This window comes from Desulforamulus putei DSM 12395 (genome assembly GCF_900129195.1).
Taxonomy (GTDB): domain Bacteria; phylum Bacillota; class Desulfotomaculia; order Desulfotomaculales; family Desulfotomaculaceae; genus Desulfotomaculum; species Desulfotomaculum putei.
In genome coordinates this window covers 174,004-194,138 of record NZ_FQUY01000002.1, presented here as the reverse complement: position 1 = coordinate 194,138, position 20,135 = coordinate 174,004, and the positions used below count along the sequence as shown (strand labels likewise).

At 51.0% G+C, this 20,135-nt stretch carries 22 protein-coding genes; all 22 read right to left on the bottom strand.

The window, feature by feature from the left end; genetic code table 11:
* Positions 1-12 precede the first annotated feature (12 nt).
* The 22 genes from sfsA to BUB67_RS03015 all read right to left on the bottom strand — a co-directional run bounded on the left by sfsA (position 13) and on the right by BUB67_RS03015 (position 20,007).
* A complete protein-coding gene (gene sfsA / locus BUB67_RS03120) occupies positions 13-732 on the bottom strand; it encodes a DNA/RNA nuclease SfsA (protein ID WP_073235577.1) in 720 nt (239 codons plus the stop codon).
* Positions 716-1,990, bottom strand: coding sequence for a GTPase ObgE (gene obgE, locus BUB67_RS03115; RefSeq protein ID WP_073235574.1), 1,275 nt, complete (start codon positions 1,988-1,990; stop codon positions 716-718). The genes sfsA and obgE overlap by 17 nt, the downstream gene beginning before the upstream one ends.
* An 88-nt stretch (positions 1,991-2,078) precedes the next feature.
* The gene (locus BUB67_RS03110) at positions 2,079-2,651 is read right to left on the bottom strand and encodes a Spo0B domain-containing protein (RefSeq protein WP_073235570.1); all 573 of its coding nucleotides are present in this window, start codon (positions 2,649-2,651) and stop codon (positions 2,079-2,081) included.
* A gap of 112 nt (positions 2,652-2,763) precedes the next feature.
* Entirely contained in the window at positions 2,764-3,033 is a 270-nt protein-coding gene (gene rpmA, locus BUB67_RS03105; RefSeq protein ID WP_073235567.1) for a 50S ribosomal protein L27, read from the bottom strand.
* A gap of 35 nt (positions 3,034-3,068) precedes the next feature.
* Positions 3,069-3,380 (bottom strand): 50S ribosomal protein L21, encoded by a 312-nt coding sequence (gene rplU / locus BUB67_RS03100; protein WP_073235564.1) that lies wholly within the window; start codon positions 3,378-3,380, stop codon positions 3,069-3,071.
* Positions 3,381-3,529: 149 nt separating this feature from the next.
* Positions 3,530-5,209 carry an Rne/Rng family ribonuclease gene (locus BUB67_RS03095; RefSeq protein ID WP_073235562.1) on the bottom strand — a complete coding sequence of 560 codons (1,680 nt, stop codon included), beginning with the start codon at positions 5,207-5,209 and terminating at the stop codon, positions 3,530-3,532.
* Positions 5,210-5,235: 26 nt separating this feature from the next.
* Entirely contained in the window at positions 5,236-5,940 is a 705-nt protein-coding gene (locus tag BUB67_RS03090; RefSeq protein ID WP_238456930.1) for a TIGR03936 family radical SAM-associated protein, read from the bottom strand.
* Positions 5,906-7,780, bottom strand: coding sequence for a TIGR03960 family B12-binding radical SAM protein (locus BUB67_RS03085; protein WP_073235556.1), 1,875 nt, complete (start codon positions 7,778-7,780; stop codon positions 5,906-5,908). The genes BUB67_RS03090 and BUB67_RS03085 overlap by 35 nt, the downstream gene beginning before the upstream one ends.
* 247 nt (positions 7,781-8,027) lie before the next feature.
* A complete protein-coding gene (locus tag BUB67_RS03080) occupies positions 8,028-8,912 on the bottom strand; it encodes a M50 family metallopeptidase (RefSeq protein WP_073235553.1) in 885 nt (294 codons plus the stop codon).
* Complete coding sequence (locus tag BUB67_RS03075; protein ID WP_073235550.1) at positions 8,909-9,730, bottom strand: murein hydrolase activator EnvC family protein; 822 nt, start codon at positions 9,728-9,730, stop codon at positions 8,909-8,911. The genes BUB67_RS03080 and BUB67_RS03075 overlap by 4 nt, the downstream gene beginning before the upstream one ends.
* Before the next feature lie 339 nt (positions 9,731-10,069).
* Complete coding sequence (rodA, locus tag BUB67_RS03070) at positions 10,070-11,308, bottom strand: rod shape-determining protein RodA (protein ID WP_073235548.1); 1,239 nt, start codon at positions 11,306-11,308, stop codon at positions 10,070-10,072.
* Positions 11,309-11,531: 223 nt separating this feature from the next.
* The gene (gene minE, locus BUB67_RS03065) at positions 11,532-11,807 is read right to left on the bottom strand and encodes a cell division topological specificity factor MinE (RefSeq protein ID WP_073235546.1); all 276 of its coding nucleotides are present in this window, start codon (positions 11,805-11,807) and stop codon (positions 11,532-11,534) included.
* A 16-nt stretch (positions 11,808-11,823) separates the two neighbouring features.
* A complete protein-coding gene (gene minD / locus BUB67_RS03060) occupies positions 11,824-12,618 on the bottom strand; it encodes a septum site-determining protein MinD (protein WP_073235543.1) in 795 nt (264 codons plus the stop codon).
* A gap of 72 nt (positions 12,619-12,690) precedes the next feature.
* On the bottom strand, positions 12,691-13,113 hold the full coding sequence (gene minC / locus BUB67_RS03055; protein ID WP_073235540.1) for a septum site-determining protein MinC: 423 nt from the start codon (positions 13,111-13,113) through the stop codon (positions 12,691-12,693).
* Positions 13,114-13,234: 121 nt separating this feature from the next.
* The gene (gene mrdA / locus BUB67_RS03050) at positions 13,235-15,211 is read right to left on the bottom strand and encodes a penicillin-binding protein 2 (protein WP_073235537.1); all 1,977 of its coding nucleotides are present in this window, start codon (positions 15,209-15,211) and stop codon (positions 13,235-13,237) included.
* A gap of 26 nt (positions 15,212-15,237) precedes the next feature.
* Positions 15,238-15,738, bottom strand: a complete 501-nt coding sequence (gene mreD / locus BUB67_RS03045; RefSeq protein ID WP_073235533.1) for a rod shape-determining protein MreD — start codon at positions 15,736-15,738, stop codon at positions 15,238-15,240.
* Positions 15,738-16,598 carry a rod shape-determining protein MreC gene (mreC, locus tag BUB67_RS03040; RefSeq protein WP_073235529.1) on the bottom strand — a complete coding sequence of 287 codons (861 nt, stop codon included), beginning with the start codon at positions 16,596-16,598 and terminating at the stop codon, positions 15,738-15,740. Before mreC ends, mreD begins: the two co-directional genes overlap by 1 nt.
* A gap of 14 nt (positions 16,599-16,612) precedes the next feature.
* A complete protein-coding gene (locus BUB67_RS03035; RefSeq protein WP_073235525.1) occupies positions 16,613-17,644 on the bottom strand; it encodes a rod shape-determining protein in 1,032 nt (343 codons plus the stop codon).
* A 23-nt stretch (positions 17,645-17,667) separates the two neighbouring features.
* Entirely contained in the window at positions 17,668-18,351 is a 684-nt protein-coding gene (gene radC, locus BUB67_RS03030; RefSeq protein ID WP_073235522.1) for a RadC family protein, read from the bottom strand.
* Positions 18,348-18,923, bottom strand: coding sequence for a Maf family protein (locus tag BUB67_RS03025; protein ID WP_073235519.1), 576 nt, complete (start codon positions 18,921-18,923; stop codon positions 18,348-18,350). The genes radC and BUB67_RS03025 overlap by 4 nt, the downstream gene beginning before the upstream one ends.
* A 32-nt stretch (positions 18,924-18,955) precedes the next feature.
* Complete coding sequence (locus tag BUB67_RS03020; protein ID WP_073235642.1) at positions 18,956-19,213, bottom strand: DUF4321 domain-containing protein; 258 nt, start codon at positions 19,211-19,213, stop codon at positions 18,956-18,958.
* Between the two features lie 161 nt (positions 19,214-19,374).
* Positions 19,375-20,007, bottom strand: a complete 633-nt coding sequence (locus BUB67_RS03015) for a redox-sensing transcriptional repressor Rex (RefSeq protein ID WP_073235516.1) — start codon at positions 20,005-20,007, stop codon at positions 19,375-19,377.
* Between the last annotated feature and the right edge of the window lie 128 nt (positions 20,008-20,135).

Below are 20,135 nucleotides of genomic sequence, written 5' to 3'. Positions count from 1 at the left end.
TCAACTCCTCCTCTATAACTGGACAGGCAGGTAATTCTTTAGCTTGACAGCATTCCGGGTGATTGCACAGGCCAGCGCATAGACTTCAACACCGGCTGCGGCGGCCTGGCGGAGGGATTGGGCAAAGGGCGGGTCGGTGGCATGGTTGGGGGAAAAGAGGACGGCATCATCCCGTTGCACCACAAAAATTACCGCTGCCCGGAAGCCCTCTCCCGCCGCACGGGCCAGTTCCAGCAGGTGTTTGGCGCCCCGTTCCGAAGGGGCGTCCGGAAATTTGGCTATGCCTTTATCAACCAGGGTGACGGATTTTATTTCGATCAGACACCTGCCGGTATCCCCTTTCAGGTAGAGATCAAAACGACTTTCACCGTAGCCCACTTCTTTTTTAATTTCGGAATAGCCGGTGAATTCTCCCAGGGCCCCGCTGGCCAGAGCCTGATACATGAGCCGGTTGGGCAGCAGGGAATCCACTGAAACCAGTGTTTCTCCGCAGCAGGCCAGGTGAATACGGTATTGGGTACGCTTGCCCTGGGGCATAGGGCTCACATAAACAGTATTGCCAGGAAAAAGCATTTCCTTCATTCTACCGGAACTTGGCACATGGGCGGCATAACTTTGCCCTGCCACTTCCACCATTCCTACAAAACGGTTTATTCTCTCCAGGAATGTCCCTTGCACCAGCTCCGGCAGCGGGATGCCGATCTCTCTGGCCTGGTTACTGAGTCCACTCAAATTCCCAGTTTCCAATGCGGACAATGTCGCCTTCTTTCACCCCGGCATCCACCAGTCCTTGCTCAAGGCCCATCAATTTCATAATCCTCTGCAGGCGTTCCACCGCTTCTTCCTCTTCCAGGTAGGTCATGGCCACGTGCCGTTCAATTTCTTTACCCGTGACACGCCAGTTGCCGTCCATATCCCGTTTAATGTTAAACCGCCCCTCCGGCTTAAAGACCGTCACCCGTTCCTCCTCCGGCTGTTCCGGTTCAATTTTGGGCAGTTCCTCCAGCAACTCAGCTACCCTTTGTATTACCGCATGCAACCCCTGGCCGGTGGCTGCCGAAACGGGAAAAATTTCATATTGCCCGCCGAATGCTTCTCTGATACGGGCCAGATTTTCCTCCGCCTGGGGGATTATGTCCATTTTATTGGCGGCAATGATTTGCGGCCTTTGGGCTAACCGGGGATCGTAAAGCTCCAACTCCCGGTTGATAATTTTAATATCTTCCACCGGGTCCCGTCCTTCGGTGCCGGCAGTATCCACCACGTGAATAAGCAGGCGGGTGCGTTCGGTATGACGTAAAAATTCATGGCCCAGGCCAACCCCCTGAGAGGCCCCTTCTATCAGCCCCGGTATATCGGCCAGCACAAAACTGCGGTCTTCCCCAGCTGAGACCACACCCAGATTGGGCACCAGCGTGGTAAAGGGATAGTCGGCAATTTTGGGCTTGGCTGCGGAAACCCTCGAAATAAACGTGGATTTCCCGGCATTGGGGAAACCAATGAGGCCCACATCGGCAATGAGCTTTAATTCCAGCTCAACCCAAAGTTCTTCCCCCGGTTCACCCTTTTCGGCAATTCTGGGCGCCTTGTTGGTACCCGAGGCGAAGTGTACATTTCCCCGGCCCCCCCGGCCTCCCCTGGCGATGACAACTCGCTGCCCGTCTTCCACCAGGTCGGCAATGAGACGGCCGGTCTCAGCTTCACGCACCACTGTGCCGGCCGGCACTTTAACAATCAGGTCTTCTCCGGCGGGACCGTTCATGTTTTTTCCCATGCCGTGTCCGCCGCGCTGGGCCTTAAAGTGTTTCTTGTACCGGAAATCTTGCAGTGTATTGAGTCCTTCGTCAGCTACAAAAATAACATCTCCCCCGCGGCCGCCGTCGCCGCCCCAGGGGCCTCCGAAGGGAACGTATTTTTCGCGGCGCATAGCAATGCAACCATTGCCGCCGTCACCGCCTTTGACATAAATTTTCGCCCTGTCATAAAACATTGTTTTGCATCACCCAGTAGTATTATTTACCGTCTTTTCCTTCCTAAGCCTATTCTTTTCAGAAAGTCTCTCTTTTCCTTTATGCAGCTTACGGGTTATTTGAGGAACGCCGTGGAAAGACCATATAGATTTCTACTTCTTTGTCTGTCACAGCCAGCCTGGCGCTGCTGTTGTAGGGCGCCAGTGACTGGGACAGGGCCATTTGTTCTTCAGCATCTTTGACCACTTCCGCCGGAATCCCCGGAAATCCCAGTTTTATGGTAATTTTTCTTTCTCCTTCGCTGATGGTCAGCTTCATACGACGGTCTGTCACTTCAGGCGGCGCCAGAAATTTCAGAGCTTGCTTAAAGCAGCAATCCAGAGCAGCGCCAACCACCTGGCCCGGCACATCCAGGGAGGCCATGTTGGTTTCAATGTCCATTTTGAAATCCACCTGGCATTTGGCGGCTTCGTTATTGGCAATCAGCAAAACAGCCTTGACCTCCGGGGGCTTGAGCCGGGTAATCCTGCTCAGTCGCTCATATTCACCGCAGACCTGGTTGATATAATCCCTTACCCGTTCCCCTTTATTCAGCTGGAGCAGACCGGATATCACCTGCAAATGATTCAAAAAGTCATGCCTTTGAACCTGTATCACTTCCAAAAGACCTTTGATTTCCATTGGTCATACTTCCTTTCAAGACTGTTTGCCAAGATATTCGACAATTGGGTTTATTTCCCTCCTGACGAAGGCATTAAAAAACCAGCCTGTACCTGCAGGCTGGTTTTAAAATTTACTGAGCAATAACTTCAGGAACCACGATGCTTACTTGCTTCTTGTCCCGACCTTTACGCTCAAACTTAACAATACCGTCTACTTTGGCAAACAGGGTGTCGTCGCCGCCGCGACCGACATTGGCACCGGGGTAAATTTTAGTGCCCCGCTGTCTTACCAGGATGCTGCCGGCGGTAACAAATTTACCGTCGCCTTCTTTTACCCCAAGTCGTTTGGCTTCTGAGTCACGACCGTTACGTGAACTGCCTACGCCTTTCTTATGAGCCATAAAGTCTCACCTCCCTATCGGTGACCGGATAAAAACTAAGCTTCAATCTTTTCAACAACCACCTGGGTGAAAGGCTGGCGATGGCCTTTCTTACGGCGGTAATTTTTCTTGGGCTTATATTTGAATACAATGATCTTCTTGCCTTTGCCGTGGCGTACAACATCCAGAATTACTTTGGCGCCTTCCACTTTGGGAGTGCCAATCTTCACCTGGCCGTCCTTTTCCACCAGCAGAACATCGGTTAATTCAACCTTCTGACCTGCCTCGGCATCCAGTTTTTCAATGTACAGGGTGTCGCCTTCCTGAACCTTGTACTGCTTACCACCGGTAACTATAACTGCGTACATACCTACACCTCCCCCTCTATTAGGACTCGCCATCAAGGTACCTGCTTGAGCCGGGTTTAAATGACCTCTGCTGAGCGGTATGCAGGCAAAAAGACACCTACAGCTCTATATTCTATCACATTTGAGATATTTGTCAATCTAATCAATTCTTAAATTAATCTGGCCTTCGCATAGGTTCGGTGCACCTTGACGATTTCCACTGAAACAATTTCCCCCACCAGGGCGCCGCCGCCCTCAACATCGATAATAAAGCCGTCCAGCCTGGCAATGCCGTCGCTGGGGTTTGATATATGGGGTTCTTCCACCTTCAACTCGATAATCTCGCCGGCCTTTACGGGTACGGTCTGGGAAGAGATTTCTTCCTGGTCGGACAGGGGCTTGATGGTGACCTGTTCTAAATGATGGGTGGCAGACCCGCGGATGTAAAGATTTTTGCCGGTTTTTTGCTCCAGTTCTCTCAAATTTACCCCACCGGCCCCGATTAACCTGGCTGCCACAACGGGGTTGGCTTCTACCAGAATGGTATCGGCCGCCGTCTGGCGGGCCAGTTGGTAAATTTGGGTTTTTAACTGGATGCTCACCGTCTCCTCGGAAAGAACCTTTCCCCTGCCTTCACAATAGGGACAGGGTTTCTGCACCACCTCTGCCAGGGAGGGCCGGACCTTTTTGCGGGTCATTTCCACCAGCCCCAACTGGGTAATGCCAAGAATATTGGTTTTGGTTTTATCCTTTTTGATTTCTTCCTCCAGGGTGGCCAGCACCTGATTGCGGTGTTCTTCTTCCGCCATATCTATAAAATCAACGATAATGATGCCGCCGATGTTTCTCAGGCGAAGCTGCCGGGCGATTTCCACCGCCGCGTCCAGGTTGGTCTTTAAGACCGTGTCCTCCAGGGTGGTGCTGCCCACATACTTGCCGGTGTTGACATCCACCGCCGTCAGGGCTTCCGCCTGGTCGATCACCAGGTAGGCGCCGCACTTTAGCCAAACCTTTCGTTTCAGGGCCTTTTCCAGTTCCGCGGCAATGCCGTAATCCTCAAAAATATTTTCTCGTTCATCCAGGAATACCTTCTGCTTAAGTTTGGGATCAATCATGTCCAAAATTTCCAGCGTTTTTTCATATTCACTGCGGGAATCCAGAGTGAGACGATCCACATCTTCGCTGAAAATATCCCTTAGCATCCGCTGGACCAGTTCTAAATCCCTGTGCAGCAGGTTAGGGGCGGAGCTGTTGGCTGCCCGGCTCTGGATTTTGCGCCAGAGTTTGCTTAACAGCAGGATATCCTGTCGAAATTCTTCTTCATCCACCCCTTCGGCCACCGTACGGACAATGACGCCCATCCCTTCCGGTTTTACCCGGGCGGCCAGCTCCTTCAGCCTTTCACGCTCTTTTTCCGATTCAATGCGGCGGGAAATACCGATATAGTCAACGGTCGGCATTAAAACCAGATACCTGCCGGGCAGCGTAATATGAGTGGTAACCCGGGGCCCTTTGGTGCCAATGGGCTCCTTTACGATCTGAACAATGATTTCCTGTCCCTGCTTGAGAATGTCGCCGATGTTTACATGCAAACCCGGCTGATTGGCTGCTTCCGGATTGCGGGCCGGCTGCGCGTCTTCTACATAAAGAAAGGCATTCTTTTCCAATCCGATATCCACAAAGGCTGCCTGCATGCCTGGCAGGACATTCTCCACTTTTCCTTTATAGATATTGCCCACCAGTCGCTGGTTGTGGGAACGTTCTATGTATACTTCCATGAGAACTCTGTCTTCCAGCACGGCAACCCGGGTTTCTTCTTCCTGCACATTAATAACAATTTCTTTTAACATAGCGATTTCCTCTCCTGCCCCGGCGCCTAGACCTCCCAGAGAGAGACAAGCCCGGCGTCACCCTCGGCATACAGGGCGGTACGGCGAATGCGGAAATCCTCCGGATCCACGGGTACCCCCCCGTCCCTGGACAGCTTAAGTAAAACTTCTTCGGGACGAACATTCCCTGTACTGCCGATTAAAAGTTCCATATTTATTTCTAGTATATGCCCTTTTACTCCACCTGCCAGCCTAAAAATTCCCGGGCGAATGTCAACTTCTTTCCTTTTGCCTTTAACTTCCCTGATCACCGTAATTTCCTGTTTATCCATCAGGCCATCAATGGCTGCCTTCAGTTCTACCTCCGAATACCCGGCGGGCAGCGTCGCCGTGGCCCGGTAGGCAGCCCTTGAGACCCGGGACATTAAGGCAGGAGCATGGTCGGCCACTTCTTTGATATCCAAAATCGTATACCCCTCGGGGAGATTGACCTCCAGCCGGCGGGCAATCTCAGCCGGTTCCAGATACTCCTTCAGCTCCATGTCCATGTATTCCTCCAGTCCCGCCACCCCAACGGGCAGCGGGGCGGCAAAACTAAACTTGGGGTGGGGGTTAAAGCCCTCGGAAAAGGCCACCGGGATCCCTGCCCGCCTGGTGGAACGGTCAAAAAAACGAACCATATCCAGGTGGGAGCTGTAGCGGGCCGGGCCGTCTTTGCTAAACTTCACCCTGTATCGGGGCAATCTCCGCACCTCCCAGAATAGTTGGTTTAATTTCTAAGGTCGGGCACAGGCCGCAGCCAGGACATCTGCCGCTGCGGCAGTCCACCGTTGGCTGGCCGGCCATGGCTTTCTTATGTTCTCTGATTAAAAACCGCTTGCTGACTCCCGCTTCGATATGATCCCAGGGCAAAACTTCATCGTAGCTGATTCTTCTGTAAGCATACCACCTGGGGTCAATCTTTTCTTCCGCAAATGCTTCCATCCACAGGCCGTAGTCAAAATGCTCGGACCAGCCGTCGAAGCGGGCGCCTTTGGTCCAAGCGCTCTCCAGCACCGCACCCAGGCGCCGGTCACCCTTGGCAAAAACAGCCTCCAGGAAACTGGTCTCCGGGTCGTGCCAGTTATAGGTGATGCTTTTATCCCTCAATTTTTCCTTGAGGTATTTTTGTTTATCTCTCAGTTCCTGCAAAGTGTTCTGGGGTTCCCACTGAAAAGCGGTATGAGACTTGGGTACGAAGGAGGAAGTGCTGACCGTTACCTTCAGCCGTCCCCTGGGCACACCGCATTCCCGGCCGATCTGAACCACTTTTTTGGCCATATCCGCAATACCGTCCAAATCTTCATAAGTTTCGGTGGGCAGGCCGATCATGAAGTACAATTTCACCGATGACCAGCCGTTTTTAAAGGCTGAACTGACGGCATCCACCAGGTTTTGCTCGGTCACATTTTTATTGATGACATCCCGCAAACGCTGGGTGCCGGCCTCCGGAGCGAAGGTCAGGCCGCTTTTTCTCACCTTTTGCACCTCTTTGGCCAGGTCAATGGAAAAGGCATCCAGTCTGAGGGAGGGCAGCGATACATTAACTCCCCGCTCCCCGTAAATGTCCAACAGGTTCTTCACCAGCGGAGCCACCCCGGTATAATCCGCGGTGCTTAATGAGGTCAGGGAAATCTCGTCGTGACCGGTGCTGGAGATCATTTCTTCCACCTGGCGGATCAGGGTCTCGGGTTTTTTCTCCCGGACAGGCCGGTATAAAACCCCTGCCTGGCAGAAGCGACATCCTCTGGTGCAGCCCCGCAACACCTCCACCATAGCCCGGTCGTGAACGACACCCATAGAGGGTACGATGGGGTTGGTAGGAAAGTCCACATTATCAAAATCCCGCACAACTCTCTTACCAATCCTGCCGGGAACCCCTTCTTTCATGGGGGTTACCGATGCAACGGTGTTGTCATTGTTGTATTTCACCTCATAGAGAGACGGGACATAGATGCCCGGAATGGTTTGGGCAAACTTCAGCAGCATTTCCCGGCGGTTCGCGCCCCGCTGCTTCATTTCTTTATAAGCATCAATCAATTCGTGGATGACCTCTTCCCCTTCGCCGATGACGAACAGGTCAATAAAATCAGCAAGGGGTTCCGGGTTAAAGGCGCAGGGACCCCCGGCAATCACCAGGGGCATGGTATTGTCCCGGTGGGCTGAGCGCACCGGCAGCCCGGCCAAATCCATCATGTTTAAGATGTTGCTGAAGCTCATTTCGTACTGTAAAGTGAAGCCCAAAATATCGAAATCTGCCAGGGGACGTTGGGATTCCAGGCTGAATAATAAAAGCTTCTCCTTACGGAGTTGTTCTTCCATGTCAACCCAGGGGGCAAAAACCCTTTCCATCAGGGCGTCTTTTCTTTTGTTCACCACATGGTAAAGAATCTGCAGGCCCAGGTGGGACATACCCACCTCGTACACATCGGGAAAGGCAAATGCCATCTTAACGGCCACCTGATCCCAGTCTTTTTTTACCGCATTCCACTCGCCGCCGACGTAACGGCCGGGTTTTTCAACCCGGGCAAGGATTTTCTCCAATTTATTCATGATCTACTGCCTCCGTTTATGCACGTCCGTTAGAACACTCATCTCTATTATTACCATTTATGTTCGGAAAAATATTCCTTTTTTATTTTTCTACGCTCATATAGGTAAATCCTTCAAAGCTTGTGGGTATTCCTTTGAGACAGGTTGTTGGCCCTTAGCCATTAGCCTTTAGCCATTGGCTTTTAGCGAACAGCGAAGAGCCAATGACTAACTGCCAGTACAGGCATGTAGGCAAGTATCAATATACTTACTCTCCTTTTGGCTTAAGAATGGCGCCCAGGGGATAGTCCATTCCATAGGTAAATAAGGCGTCAACCACCTGTACTTCACTGATTTGACCCAGGGTTTCCATCTGACGGTCTAACAACAGAATCAAATGAAACTTCTGGGGTACAAACAAACGCACAATTTCTTTCAAGGGAACGTCTTCCCGGGCCGCCAACTGCTCTGCCGGCAACACACCCGCCCTGGACAGTTCCTCTTTCTTTTGGGCCAGGTGGCGGATAAACAGGTAAGGCGCCAGGTTTTTTTCTTTGGTGGCCGCATACAGGACGAACAGAGCGATGATTACCACGTCCAGTCCCACAAATCTGTGGAGCGCTCCCACAATGCCAAGGCAGGCCACCCCCACTGCTATAACCTGTCCCATTCTGGCCGCCATCAAAGTGGCCTCGGATAACCCCACATGGACAGACAGAAGGGAGCGGAGGATTCTGCCCCCGTCCAGAGGAAGGGCGGGCAAGAGGTTAAAGAAGGCCAGCATAAGGTTGGTTTGTAGAAAAAAGGGGCCCAATTCTTCTGACCATATGCCATAATTTTTCAGTCCCATGGCCAGCCCCATCAACAGCAGGTTGGAAGCCGGCCCCGCCAGGGCCACCGCAATCTCTTTGCCAGGTTCCACACTCATTTCCCCGCCCATCCTGGCCATGCCGCCAAAGGGTAAAATTTCAACGTCAATGACCCGAACTCCCATGAGCCTGGCCGCCAAGGTGTGGGCCAGTTCATGAAACAATACCAGGGAGAAGATAATCAGGCCCTTTTCCAGAACGCCTGCCACAAAGTATAACCCCAGGAGAAACAGAAACAGCAGGTTGAAATGCAGATCGATGCCCCAGAGGCGACCCACTCTCATTGCTTAGAACTCTCCTGATCCTGCTGATCCGGTGTCAAGTGAATCTTCTTAAGCGGATCAACCAGTTTATCATTTTCCCTCACTTCGAAATGCAAAACGGGTTCTCCTTCAGTTGGTTCCGCCACTTTGCCTATGACCTGCCCCGCCTGTACCCGGTGGCCCTCCCTGACAGAAATCTCGGTTAACCCGGCATACAGGGCATATTCTCCTTTACGGTGCTCAATGAGCACAAACTCCCCGTAGGTGCGATCATGGCCAAGGCGGCTGACTGTACCGGGTTGTACCGCTTTTACCGGCGCCCCTGCTGCAGCGCTGATATCAATGCCGGGGCTGAACCGTTCCAGATTGTCCTCCGGACTTTTCACCCAGCCAAATTCCTGCACCACCCGTCCGGACACGGGGACGGCCCAGGCATCCCCCTTTGCCGGGTCAGCCGTGGTTGGTAATACCGGGCCGGTTAATTCGTTATTAAACATAGGCCAGTCCATATTCACGGTTTGCAGGCCGATGGCAATGGCCTTATCCAGCACGGGCGTTACGTCCCACTCGGTGGTTAAGGCCACTCGCAAACCCTCCCTAGCCTGTTGACTCCAGGGATGGGACGATTCTTTAATCAACAGTAACACCGCCAGAATTCCCAGTGCTGCCACAACACGATAGAAGGTTTTCCAACCTTTACTGCCCGGTTTTTTGCGTTTCCACCGGCTGCCGGATTGATAAATGCTGCTCCAATCATCAGGTCCGTAATTATAATAGCCGCTTAAAGGGTCCCTGCTTTTCTTTTTAAACCGGTCTAAGCTAATCCTTCCTATCTTCATTTTTAAATCCCTCCCAAGGGTATTTCTTTATAGGTCCCGGTACGACTAGTACAGTATATTTTTCGGGAGGGACAAATATGACAAGCCCTGGTTGGCTTGCGGGTATTTCTTTTAGGTCAGGCCGTCAGCCATCAGCCATCGGCCTTCAGCCTTTTGGGGTTTGTTTATGGCTGTTAGCTATTAGCTGTTGGTCATTGGCTTTTTGGTGGTACTAACCTTTTGTGTAACCTATAAAACAACAAAAACAGTCCAGTCAGTGAGACCGGACCCATAAGGAATACATTCAATAAAGCTGAAGGCTGATGGCTGATGGCCAGACCCCAAAGGAATACCCCAAAGCTAAAACAAAATCTTCTGCCTGCGCATATACACGTTCAGCAGAACTCCTATAGCAATCATGTTGGTCATCATGCTGCTGCCGCCGTAGCTGAAGAGGGGCAGGGGTACACCAGTTACCGGCATGATACCGGAAACCATCCCCACGTTAATGAGAATATGAAAGGCAAACATGGCCACTACGCCGGTGGACAGTAAGGCGCCGTTTAAATCCCTGGCCTGGGAGGCAATGCGAATGCCGCGATACAGCAAAATGAAAAACAGGAGCAGCAGGGCGCTGACGCCGATAAAACCCATCTCCTCGCCGACCACCGAGAAAATGAAGTCTGTATGCTGTTCCGGTAAAAAGTTTAGCTGGTTTTGGCTGCCGTTATAGATACCTTTGCCTTCCAAACCGCCGGATCCGATGGCAATTTGGGATTGTACCACGTGATAACCGGCGCCGTGCCACTGTTTCCAGGGGTCGATAAAGACCAGCAGGCGGTCCAATTGATATTCCTTCAGGGGAATCCACAGGCCAAACTTAAAATGTGCCCAGACCCAGCCAATGGCAAAAGCCCAGCCTCCCACAAACAGGCCTGCCACCAATTTGGGATTGGCGCCGGCCACATACAGCATGGCAAACATAATCCCAATAAATACCAGGGATGTCCCCAAATCCGGCTGTTTGAGAATGAGCAGCATGGGAACCCCGACATGGATAAAGCACGGGATTAAATCCTTAAAGGTATTTAATTTTCCCTCCCGTCGGGTTAAAAAATCTGCAAAGGTGACAATGATAAAAATTTTGGCAAACTCCGAAGGCTGCAACAGAAAGGGCCCTAAATTAATCCACCTGGTAGCGCCCTTGGCGCTGTGGCCGAGGGGAGACAAAACAACCAGCAGCAACAATATGTTCAGGATATAAATTGTTTTCCGGTGCCGCCGAAAGTCCTCATAGGGTACTGACAAGATAAATGCCATTATAATTAAACTGAGGATAACGAAAAAAATCTGTTTTTTTACAAAGGTACTAAAAAACAATTTCGTGTATTTAAGAAATGACGTTCCTATCGGTTCACTTGCAGCTTCACCGTTTAGTCCCGGCGCATCTTTGTTCCAGATTTCCTGCTGCTGCCGGAAATCCATGGGACTGTTCACAAGGGTAGCGCTGCTGATAATCACCAGACTGAAGCAGATAATTAAAAAAACGGCAATTAATAATGTATAATCAAGGTTTTTTAGAAACCGTTTGTCTACCATTTGATGAGTTCACCCCCTGTCAATACCCTAACCTTATAGATTATATAATACTTCTGATTGAAATAAAAGGCCCGGAATTTGACTATGGGGTATTCCTTTGGGGTCGGGCTGTTGGCTGTTGGCCGTCAGCCGTCAGCCATAAACAAACCCCAAAAGGCTGACGGCTGGACCCGAAAGAAATACCTGTAAGACAAAAAAGAGACGCTGTTTGCATCTCCTTTACTTAAGCCAGGCTTTTAGCCCGTTTCATTCGTTTTACCGGAATATTGGCAACCAGAGCAACCTGCTGGTCGTTGCTGTCCAGGCTGACCTCCAGCGCTTGTTCGTCAATTTCCATATAATTCGAAATGACTTTAATGAGGTCGTTCTTCAGGGACGAAAGTAGATCGGGTGAAACATTGGCCCGGTCGTGTACCAGCACCAGCCTTAATCTTTCTTTTGCCACGTTTTTGCTGCCCGTAGACTCACGACCAAAAACCCTGCTTAGAAATTCTAACACTCCGGTACCCCCTTTCCTACTTAAGTCCGATCATTTTCCTTAAGGCACTGAACAGACCGCTTTGCTCCTCCAGATTCATTAAAGGTACGTTTTCTCCCAGGATACGACGGGTAATGTTGCGGTAAGCCTGACCGCTCTGGGATTTTTCATCCCTTACGACGGTCTCCCCTTTGTTGGTGGTTACAACAACCTGCTCATCTTCCGGCACCACACCCAGCAGGTCAATGGCCAGGATTTCATTCATATCGTCAATGCTCATCATATCGCCACGGTTTACCATCTTGGGACGGTACCGGTTGATGATGAGTTTTGGTTCCCGCAGTTCGGCCGCTTCTAAAAGCCCGATAATACGGTCGGCGTCCCGCACGGCGGACACTTCCGGGGTCGTCACTACAATGGCTTTATCCGCCCCGGCAATGGCGTTTTTAAAACCCTGTTCTATGCCTGCCGGGCAGTCAATAATTACATAGTCAAATTCCTTTCTCAGTTCCTCACAAAGTTCCTTCATTTGGTCGGGGTTTACCGCTGTCTTGTCTTTGGTCTGGGCGGCAGGCAACAGGTGCAGGCCCTCGCAACGTTTGTCTTTGATCAAAGCCTGACGAATACGGCAAACACCGCTGGTAACATCCACAATATCAAAAACAATGCGGTTTTCCAGTCCCAGTACAACATCCAGGTTGCGCAAACCGATATCGGCATCCACCAGACACACCTTTTTTCCGTGGGAGGCCAGTCCCATCCCCAGGTTTGCGGTGGTGGTGGTTTTGCCCACGCCACCCTTGCCGGAAGTGACTACGATGACTTCACCCATATTTTTAAGTCCTCCTTACTATGCCAAGCATTTTGCACCGAATGAAGCTGCTAGCCGAATTACAGTGTCCCGTTACCTGATTACAGAATTAAAGGTTTCTATCGTCACGACACCGTTTTTTATCCGGGCCAATTCCGGGTAATCCGGGTCGGATGATTCATCCTCCGGCGGTCGGGTGATGTGGTTGCCGATTCTTAACTGAGTTGGCCTGAGTCTAAAGGCCAAAATAATGGCATTGGTGTCTCCTTTGGCGCCGGCATGGACAACTCCTCTCAGTGAGCCCATGACGATGATATTGCCGGAGGCAACAACTTCCGCTCCGGGGTTTACATCTCCCAGTATCACCACGTTTCCGTCATGATAAATGCTCTGTCCGGAACGCAGGGTTCTTTGAACTAAAACGGTATTCTCATCCACCAGTCCTTCTAATTCCACCGGAAAACTGCCAGGGGATGGATTGCTTGCAGTGGAATTAAACAGTGTCTCTTTAGTCAAAATAATTCCCTCCCGCTTACCCTATACTTCAATTCTACGCTGAAGTACCAAATCCTTCTAAAGATGGATAAAAAAAAGAGGCGGTTAGCCCCAATATTATGAGATAATTAGACAATATAGTTTATTCCGGGCTGTAGGCCGTTCTTTGCGGCACATTCTGCACGCCGAAATAGGCAGCAAACAAATCTCTGGCCACCGGGCCCGCCGCTGACCCTCCGTGGCCGCCATAGTCAATGACGGTGGCCACCGCCACCTCCGGTTTGTCGTAAGGGGCAAAGGCCACAAACAAGGCATGGTTATCATGACCGAAAACCTCACCGGTTCCGGTTTTGCCCGCCACTTCTACCGGAAAACCACTGAAAATGCCGGCAGCGGTACCCACGGTGGTAACCATCCGCATACCCTCCCGGGCCACCTGCAAGGCCTCCGGCTTAACACCCACCTGCCCTATTTTTTGTGGTTTGAATTCCTTGATCACTTTACCGTCCGGGCTGACAATCTTTTCTACCAGGTAAGGCTTCCAGCGGGTCCCATTGTTGGCGATGGCAGCTATATAGTTTACAAGTTGGAGAGGCGTATACAGGTTGTAACCCTGGCCAATGGACATATTCAAGGTATCATAGACCTGCCAGTCCAGATCCCACTTGTACTGGTCGTACTGGTTTTGCACCGCCCGCAGTTCCCTTTGTTTGGCCTTTTCCAGTTTTTCTCTTTCCGCCGGATCTGTGGCGCTGGCCAGCAAGGGTTTGTATTTTTCTTCTATGGCTTTAAATTTGGGGCCATAAATGGCGTCCAAATAAGCTTTGTTGCGTTTGTATTTGTATTCCGGTGTCGGAACAATGCCGGCGGGTTCACCGGGAATTTCTATGCCTGTCCGCTCACCGAAACCAAACTTCCGGGCATACTTGCCGATCAAATCTACACCCAGCAGCCGGTGTCCCAGATACCAGAAGTAGGTGTCACAGGATTCCGAAATGGCCTTGCGCATATCCACCCTGCCATGACCTCCGGGTTTCCAGTCGTTGAAGGCCCGGTTGCCGAAAAGATAATGGCCCGGGTCAGCAATGGACCAGGAAGGGTCCACTTTTCCGGTGTCTACACCGGCGATGGCCAGAATCATCTTAAAGGTGGAGGCCGGTGGATAGAGCTGCAGGACACGGTTGGGCAGCGCGCCGCTTTTTTGTAAATCCTCCCATTGTTTCTGGCTTAAACCTTTAATCCAAATGGATGGTTCGTAGGTGGGATAACTGGCCATGGCCCGAATGGCCCCGGTCCTTACATCCATCATCACTGTAGCGCCGCCCCTGGCCTCATACCCCTGCTTGCGCATCTCCAGCACCTGTCTTTCCAGGGAGGCCTCGGCGGTTTTCTGCAATTCCGCGTCTATGGTCAAAACCAGGTTGTTGCCGGGAACCGGTTCCTTGATGCCAAGGTCCCTGACCGGGCGGGCCTGGGCATCCACTTCCACCTGCCTGGCCCCGTCTTGTCCCCTCAGGTAGGGTTCAAAGGCATTTTCCAGCCCGTCCTGCCCGTACATGTCCCCCAGCCGGTAGCCTTTATCCTGGTTTCTCTTTAATTGTTCCTGTTTAATCTCCTGCACATAACCCAGCACGTGGGAAAGCATCGATTTAAAGGGGTAACTCCTCACCGGCTCCACATCAATAACCACCCCGGGTAAATCCAACCGCTGCTCTTCCAGGACGGTAATGGTCTCCAGCGGAACGTCCGTGGCCAGTCGCACCGGCTGGTACATCCTGAGCTGCTGTTCCTCCAATTTTTTCATTATTTCCTTAGGATCCATGCCCAGTATGCTTGCCACCCTGTTGACCACCCGGTCGGTATCCTTTAAGCCCAGATAGACCAGGGAAACCGTATAAACGGGCTTGTTGCCCACAATTTTTACTCCCTTGCGATCGTAAATCTCACCCCTGGGAGCGATAATGGGGTTTAACCGCATGTGGTTTTGCTTGGCTAGGGTTTCAAAGCGTTCCGTTTCCAGAAGCTGCATATAAGCCAAACGACTAATCAAAACCGTAAAGATGAAGATAATAAGATAGAGGAGCACACGGGTCTTTTTTTCAATAATCTTCCTTTCCATTAAACTCCTCCCAAACAAATTGTATATTAAGGTTCTCTTTCCCTCAGCCAACCCTTTTCATAGGAGCTGTAAAACTTCCAGTAGGTCAGGGGGACCATAAGGCCCGTGTAAATGGCGGATGGCATAATCACCTGGCCCAGGGCAAAGAAAGGGGCCACTTCAATATTCAGGTAAAACAACAAAACATAGCAGGCAAGCTGATTGAGAATCCCCACCATAAAGGTTACCAGGGATACGATGATCACGCTCTCCTTATAAAACCGGGCCTCTGCCAGCCCCACCAGGTAACCCGCCAGCATTTTGGTGAGGGCGTTTAACCCGATATAACTGCCGGAAAAAATATCCTGAGCAAGACCTGCCAGAAAACCCAAAAAAGCCCCCTCCCGAGAGCCCCGGAGGAAGCCATTGAACACAACCAGCATTAAAATCAGGTCGGGTTTTACCCCTGCCACCTGAAGAAAGGTAAATATGGTAGATTGTAACAGCAGCGCTATGATTATTAACAATAAAAAAACAATAGAACGCATTAATTACCCTCCGTGGGAGGAAGAATATCCGGGTTATAGATGGTCGTAATCACCAGCACTTCCTCCAGACGGTGGAGGTCCGCAAAGGGCACCACGGTGGCGGTCTTAAACAACCCCGTTGGCTCATTGGAAACACCGGTAATTTTGCCAATGGGGATCCCCTTGGGAAAGGTGCCGCCAATGCCTGAGGTAATAATGGTTTGACCATCAAACAACTGGGTATCCTTGGGCACGTGGATCAGTCTGGTCTCTCCGGTACCGGCGGTTGTCCCCTCCAGCACCCCGGGAACACGGGTTTCCTGAACCATTGCCCCCACCCCGCTGCGGGGGTCGGAAATTAACATCAGTTGGGAGGTATTTTGGGATACCGCCACAATCTTACCCACCAGGCCCGAAGGTGTTACCACCGGCATATTTTTTACTATACCATCCTTACTCCCCTTGTTCAAGGTGACAATACCAAACCAGTTTCCGGGGTCGCGACCAATGACTGCTGCGGTCCTGACGCTGAAATTTTGCTTGTACCGGTCCTGGTATTGCAGAAGTTCCTTGAGACGTTTGTTTTCTTGCTTTAACTCTTCCTGCAAATAGAGCTGCCCCTTTAAAAGAGACACTTGTTCCTTCAATGCTTTATTTTCTTCAGACAGCCTGCCCAGGGAAGAAATGAATTCTGTCCCATTGCGAAAGGTCTCAGCAATTCTTACCAGCGCTCCCTGGACCGGGGCCAGGCTGTCTTTGATGGCTGCTTCCATCGGTGTAAGCTGGGGACGCTCCAGGTGGGTAAAACGCATCACCAGCAGGGTGATCCCCACCAGAACAGACAGCAGAAAAAAATTCTTATACGATACAAACCGGGGCAAACCTTCTCACACCCTTAGGCCAACTTTTTCGGTTGGATTAATACACGTCTTAGGACATCAATATTTTCCAGTACCCTGCCTGACCCGTAGGCCACTGCCAGCAAGGGTTCTTCGGCCAGATGAACAGGCATACCCGTTTGATCGCTGACCAAGCGGTCCAGACCCCGGAGTAAGGAGCCACCGCCGGCCATCACAATACCCCTGTCCATAATATCCGCTGCCAATTCCGGAGGCGTCTTTTCCAGGGTAACCTTAATGGCTTCCAGGATGGCCGCCACGGGTTCGGACAGGGCCTTATAAATTTCCGTCGAGGTGATTTGCAGGGTTTTCGGCAAACCAGTGACCAGGTCACGCCCTCTTATTTCTTCAGTTTCCTCCACTTCCAGCGGGTAAGCGGTACCAATATTAATTTTAATTTGCTCGGCGGTACGTTCACCGATCATTAAGTTGTAAGTCCGTTTTACGTGCTGGATAATGGCATCGTCCATTTCATCACCGGCGATGCGGATGGACTTGCTGGTGACAATGCCGCCCAGGGAGATGACCGCCACTTCGGTGGTGCCGCCACCGATGTCAACGATCATATTTCCCGTGGGTTCATGAACCGGCAGCCCGGCGCCAATGGCCGCCGCCATGGGCTCTTCAATGAGATAAGCCTCCCTGGCCCCGGCCTGCAGGGCAGCCTCCCGGACAGCTCTTTCTTCAACGGCGGTCACGCCGGAGGGCACACTGACAACCACCCGGGGCTTGACGATAAAGGAGCGTCCCCGGAGGGCCTTGTTAATAAAGTACTTTATCATGCTCTGGGTAACGTCGAAATCAGCAATGACCCCGTCCTTCATGGGGCGGATGGCCACAATGTTCCCCGGGGTACGGCCGATCATTTGCTTGGCTTCCTCCCCCACTGCCAGAACATGGCCTGTTTCTCTTTGAATGGCCACCACCGACGGCTCCCTTAGGACAATGCCTTTGCCCTTCACATAAACCAGAGAGTTGGCGGTGCCTAAATCTATTCCCATATCCTTGGAAAACATACCAAGTCTCATTATTTCGTCCTCCTTAGGGTTTGTTAAATAAGTCCTTTGGATTTCATGCTGGCAAATCTATTATCTCCAATTACGATGTGGTCTAGGACATCGATCCCAATAATTTGTCCCGCTTCAACCAATCTTTTGGTGAGGGCGATATCCTCCCTGCTGGGTGTGGGATCACCGCTGGGATGATTGTGTACCAAAATCAAGGAAGCTGCACTGCGGCGGATGGCGGTTTTAAACAATTCCCTGGGATGTACCATGGAAGAATTCAAAGTCCCAATGGAAATGGTCTCCCTGGCAAGCACCTGGTTTTTGGTGTTCAGGAGCAGGGCTTGAAAATACTCCCGGTCCTTATCCCTTAAATCTTCCATCACCAGAAAACACACATCCTCGGGACACCGGATCACCGGTCTTTCTTCGGCAGGCAGGGCTGCCAGTCTCTTACCAAGTTCAAGGGCAGCCTTTACCTGGACGGCCTTGACCGGACCCACTCCTTTAATTTCGCTTAATTCCTCAATGGTGGCTTGAGCAAGGGCCCGCAAGTCCTTAAAACGGCTAAAAATTTCGGCCGCCAGTTCCATGGCAGAAGCCCTGGCCGTACCGGTGCGCAGCATAATGGCTAGTAAATCAATATCAGAAAGGTTTGCCGCCCCCTCTTTAAGCATACGCTCCCTGGGACGCTGTTCCGGGGGTAATTCACGCATTACGGGATAAGTCATACAATTTCGACTCCAAACATTTTTAAAATATCTGCCAGTTTAGCAACAGGCAAGCCAACCACATTAAAATAACAGCCCCGGATGCCTTCAATAAAAACCGCGGCCTTCCCCTGCACGGCGTACGCGCCGGCTTTATCCATCGGCTCGCCGGTGTCCACATAACGCTCAATTTGTTCTAACGTCAATGGTTTGAACCGCACAGCGGTAACCTGGTGGGTCACCACCGATTGGCCGGTGGTGGCATCTATGACCGCCAAACCCGTATATACCTCGTGGCTTCTACCCTGTAAGCTTTTCAACATCTGCACGGCTTCCTCGCGGTTCGCCGGTTTTCCCAGGGGTTTGTCCCCCAGAACCACAATGGTATCGGCGCCGATAACCAATCCCCTGGTGCATTGGGCAGCCACCGCCGAAGCCTTTCGTTCCGCCAATTTTTCTACTAGCTGGGCTGCAGGCATATTTTCAGCCAGTGTCTCGTCCACTTCACTGACCCTTACCTCAAATTCCAGCCCCAGGTTGGCAAGAAGCTCCTGGCGCCGGGGAGATGCAGATGCAAGAATGATGGGCCGCACAAGGTTAACCCCCTATGAATCCAATCAATCATCTATAACTTCCGATAGGCTAAAAATCCTAATATCATTCCCAGCCCGGTAACAGGCCCCAGGGACATTGTAATGCCGAAAGATACCTGCAGAAAATGCAAGTTAAAGGTGGTATTGTTTAATCCTATGGTTGTAAAATTTTTTAAAACAGGCAAGTAGTGCGCCATTGCCTGTCCCAGCGCACTGCCGATTACACCGCCCGCAAGAAGCAAGATGATTAAAGTAACCGGACCTTTGCCCGTTCTAAAAGTCTTACCCATGCTTTCACCTGTCAGGAAAGGATTGGAATTACTTCTTATAAGTTTATCATCCACCCTTTTATCTGACAAGCAATTACAGATACTTTAGTTGTCCCCGGTAAACGGAGAAATATCCGTTAAAATGTTGAAGGTGGGCAAAGCCCACCAATTATAAAATCCTTTTACTTTTCTCTCAGCGCCAGGTTAAAGGTTAAAATTTCCAGCTTAACCGAGAGGTCAACATTCCGAACTTCTACATGGTCGGGTACGTTGAGAGATATCGGTGCAAAGTTCAGGATTGCCTCCAAGCCGGCCTTCACCATAATGTCGGCAATTTCCTGGGCTGCTTTGGCCGGAACGGCAATAATTCCGATACGAACATTATTCTCTTTTACCACCCTTGGCAGGTCTTCCAGGGGAAGCACCTCCAAATCAGCGATACGCTTGCCGATCTTGGTCAGGTCATTATCAAAGACCCCCACAATGGTAAAACCCCTGTCTTTAAATTCCCTGTACGTTACCAGGGCGGAGCCGAGGTTACCAGCCCCCACCATGACCAGGTTCCACGGCTCGGATAAACCCAGAATTTTTACGGTGTAGCGGATTAAGTCCTTAACGTTATAGCCCACACCCCGGGTTCCGAACTCGCCAAAATAGGCCAGGTCTTTACGAACCTGGGCCGGACTTACGCCGACACCCTCGGCGATGTCACCGGAAGATACTGTGGTAATCCCTTTTTTGTCTAATCTTTTTAAAAACCTGGAGTATATCGATAACCTAGTTATGGTTGCTTCCGGAATCTTTAGCGCTTTCACCAGATCCCCTCCCTTTTATCCGAAGATATTATTGTATTTTTTCATCCCTGTTAATTTTTTAATTAATTTATATTTTATATTATAGTAGCAAAAGTTCAGGTTGCAAAGGGCATTTGTGAATCTTATGA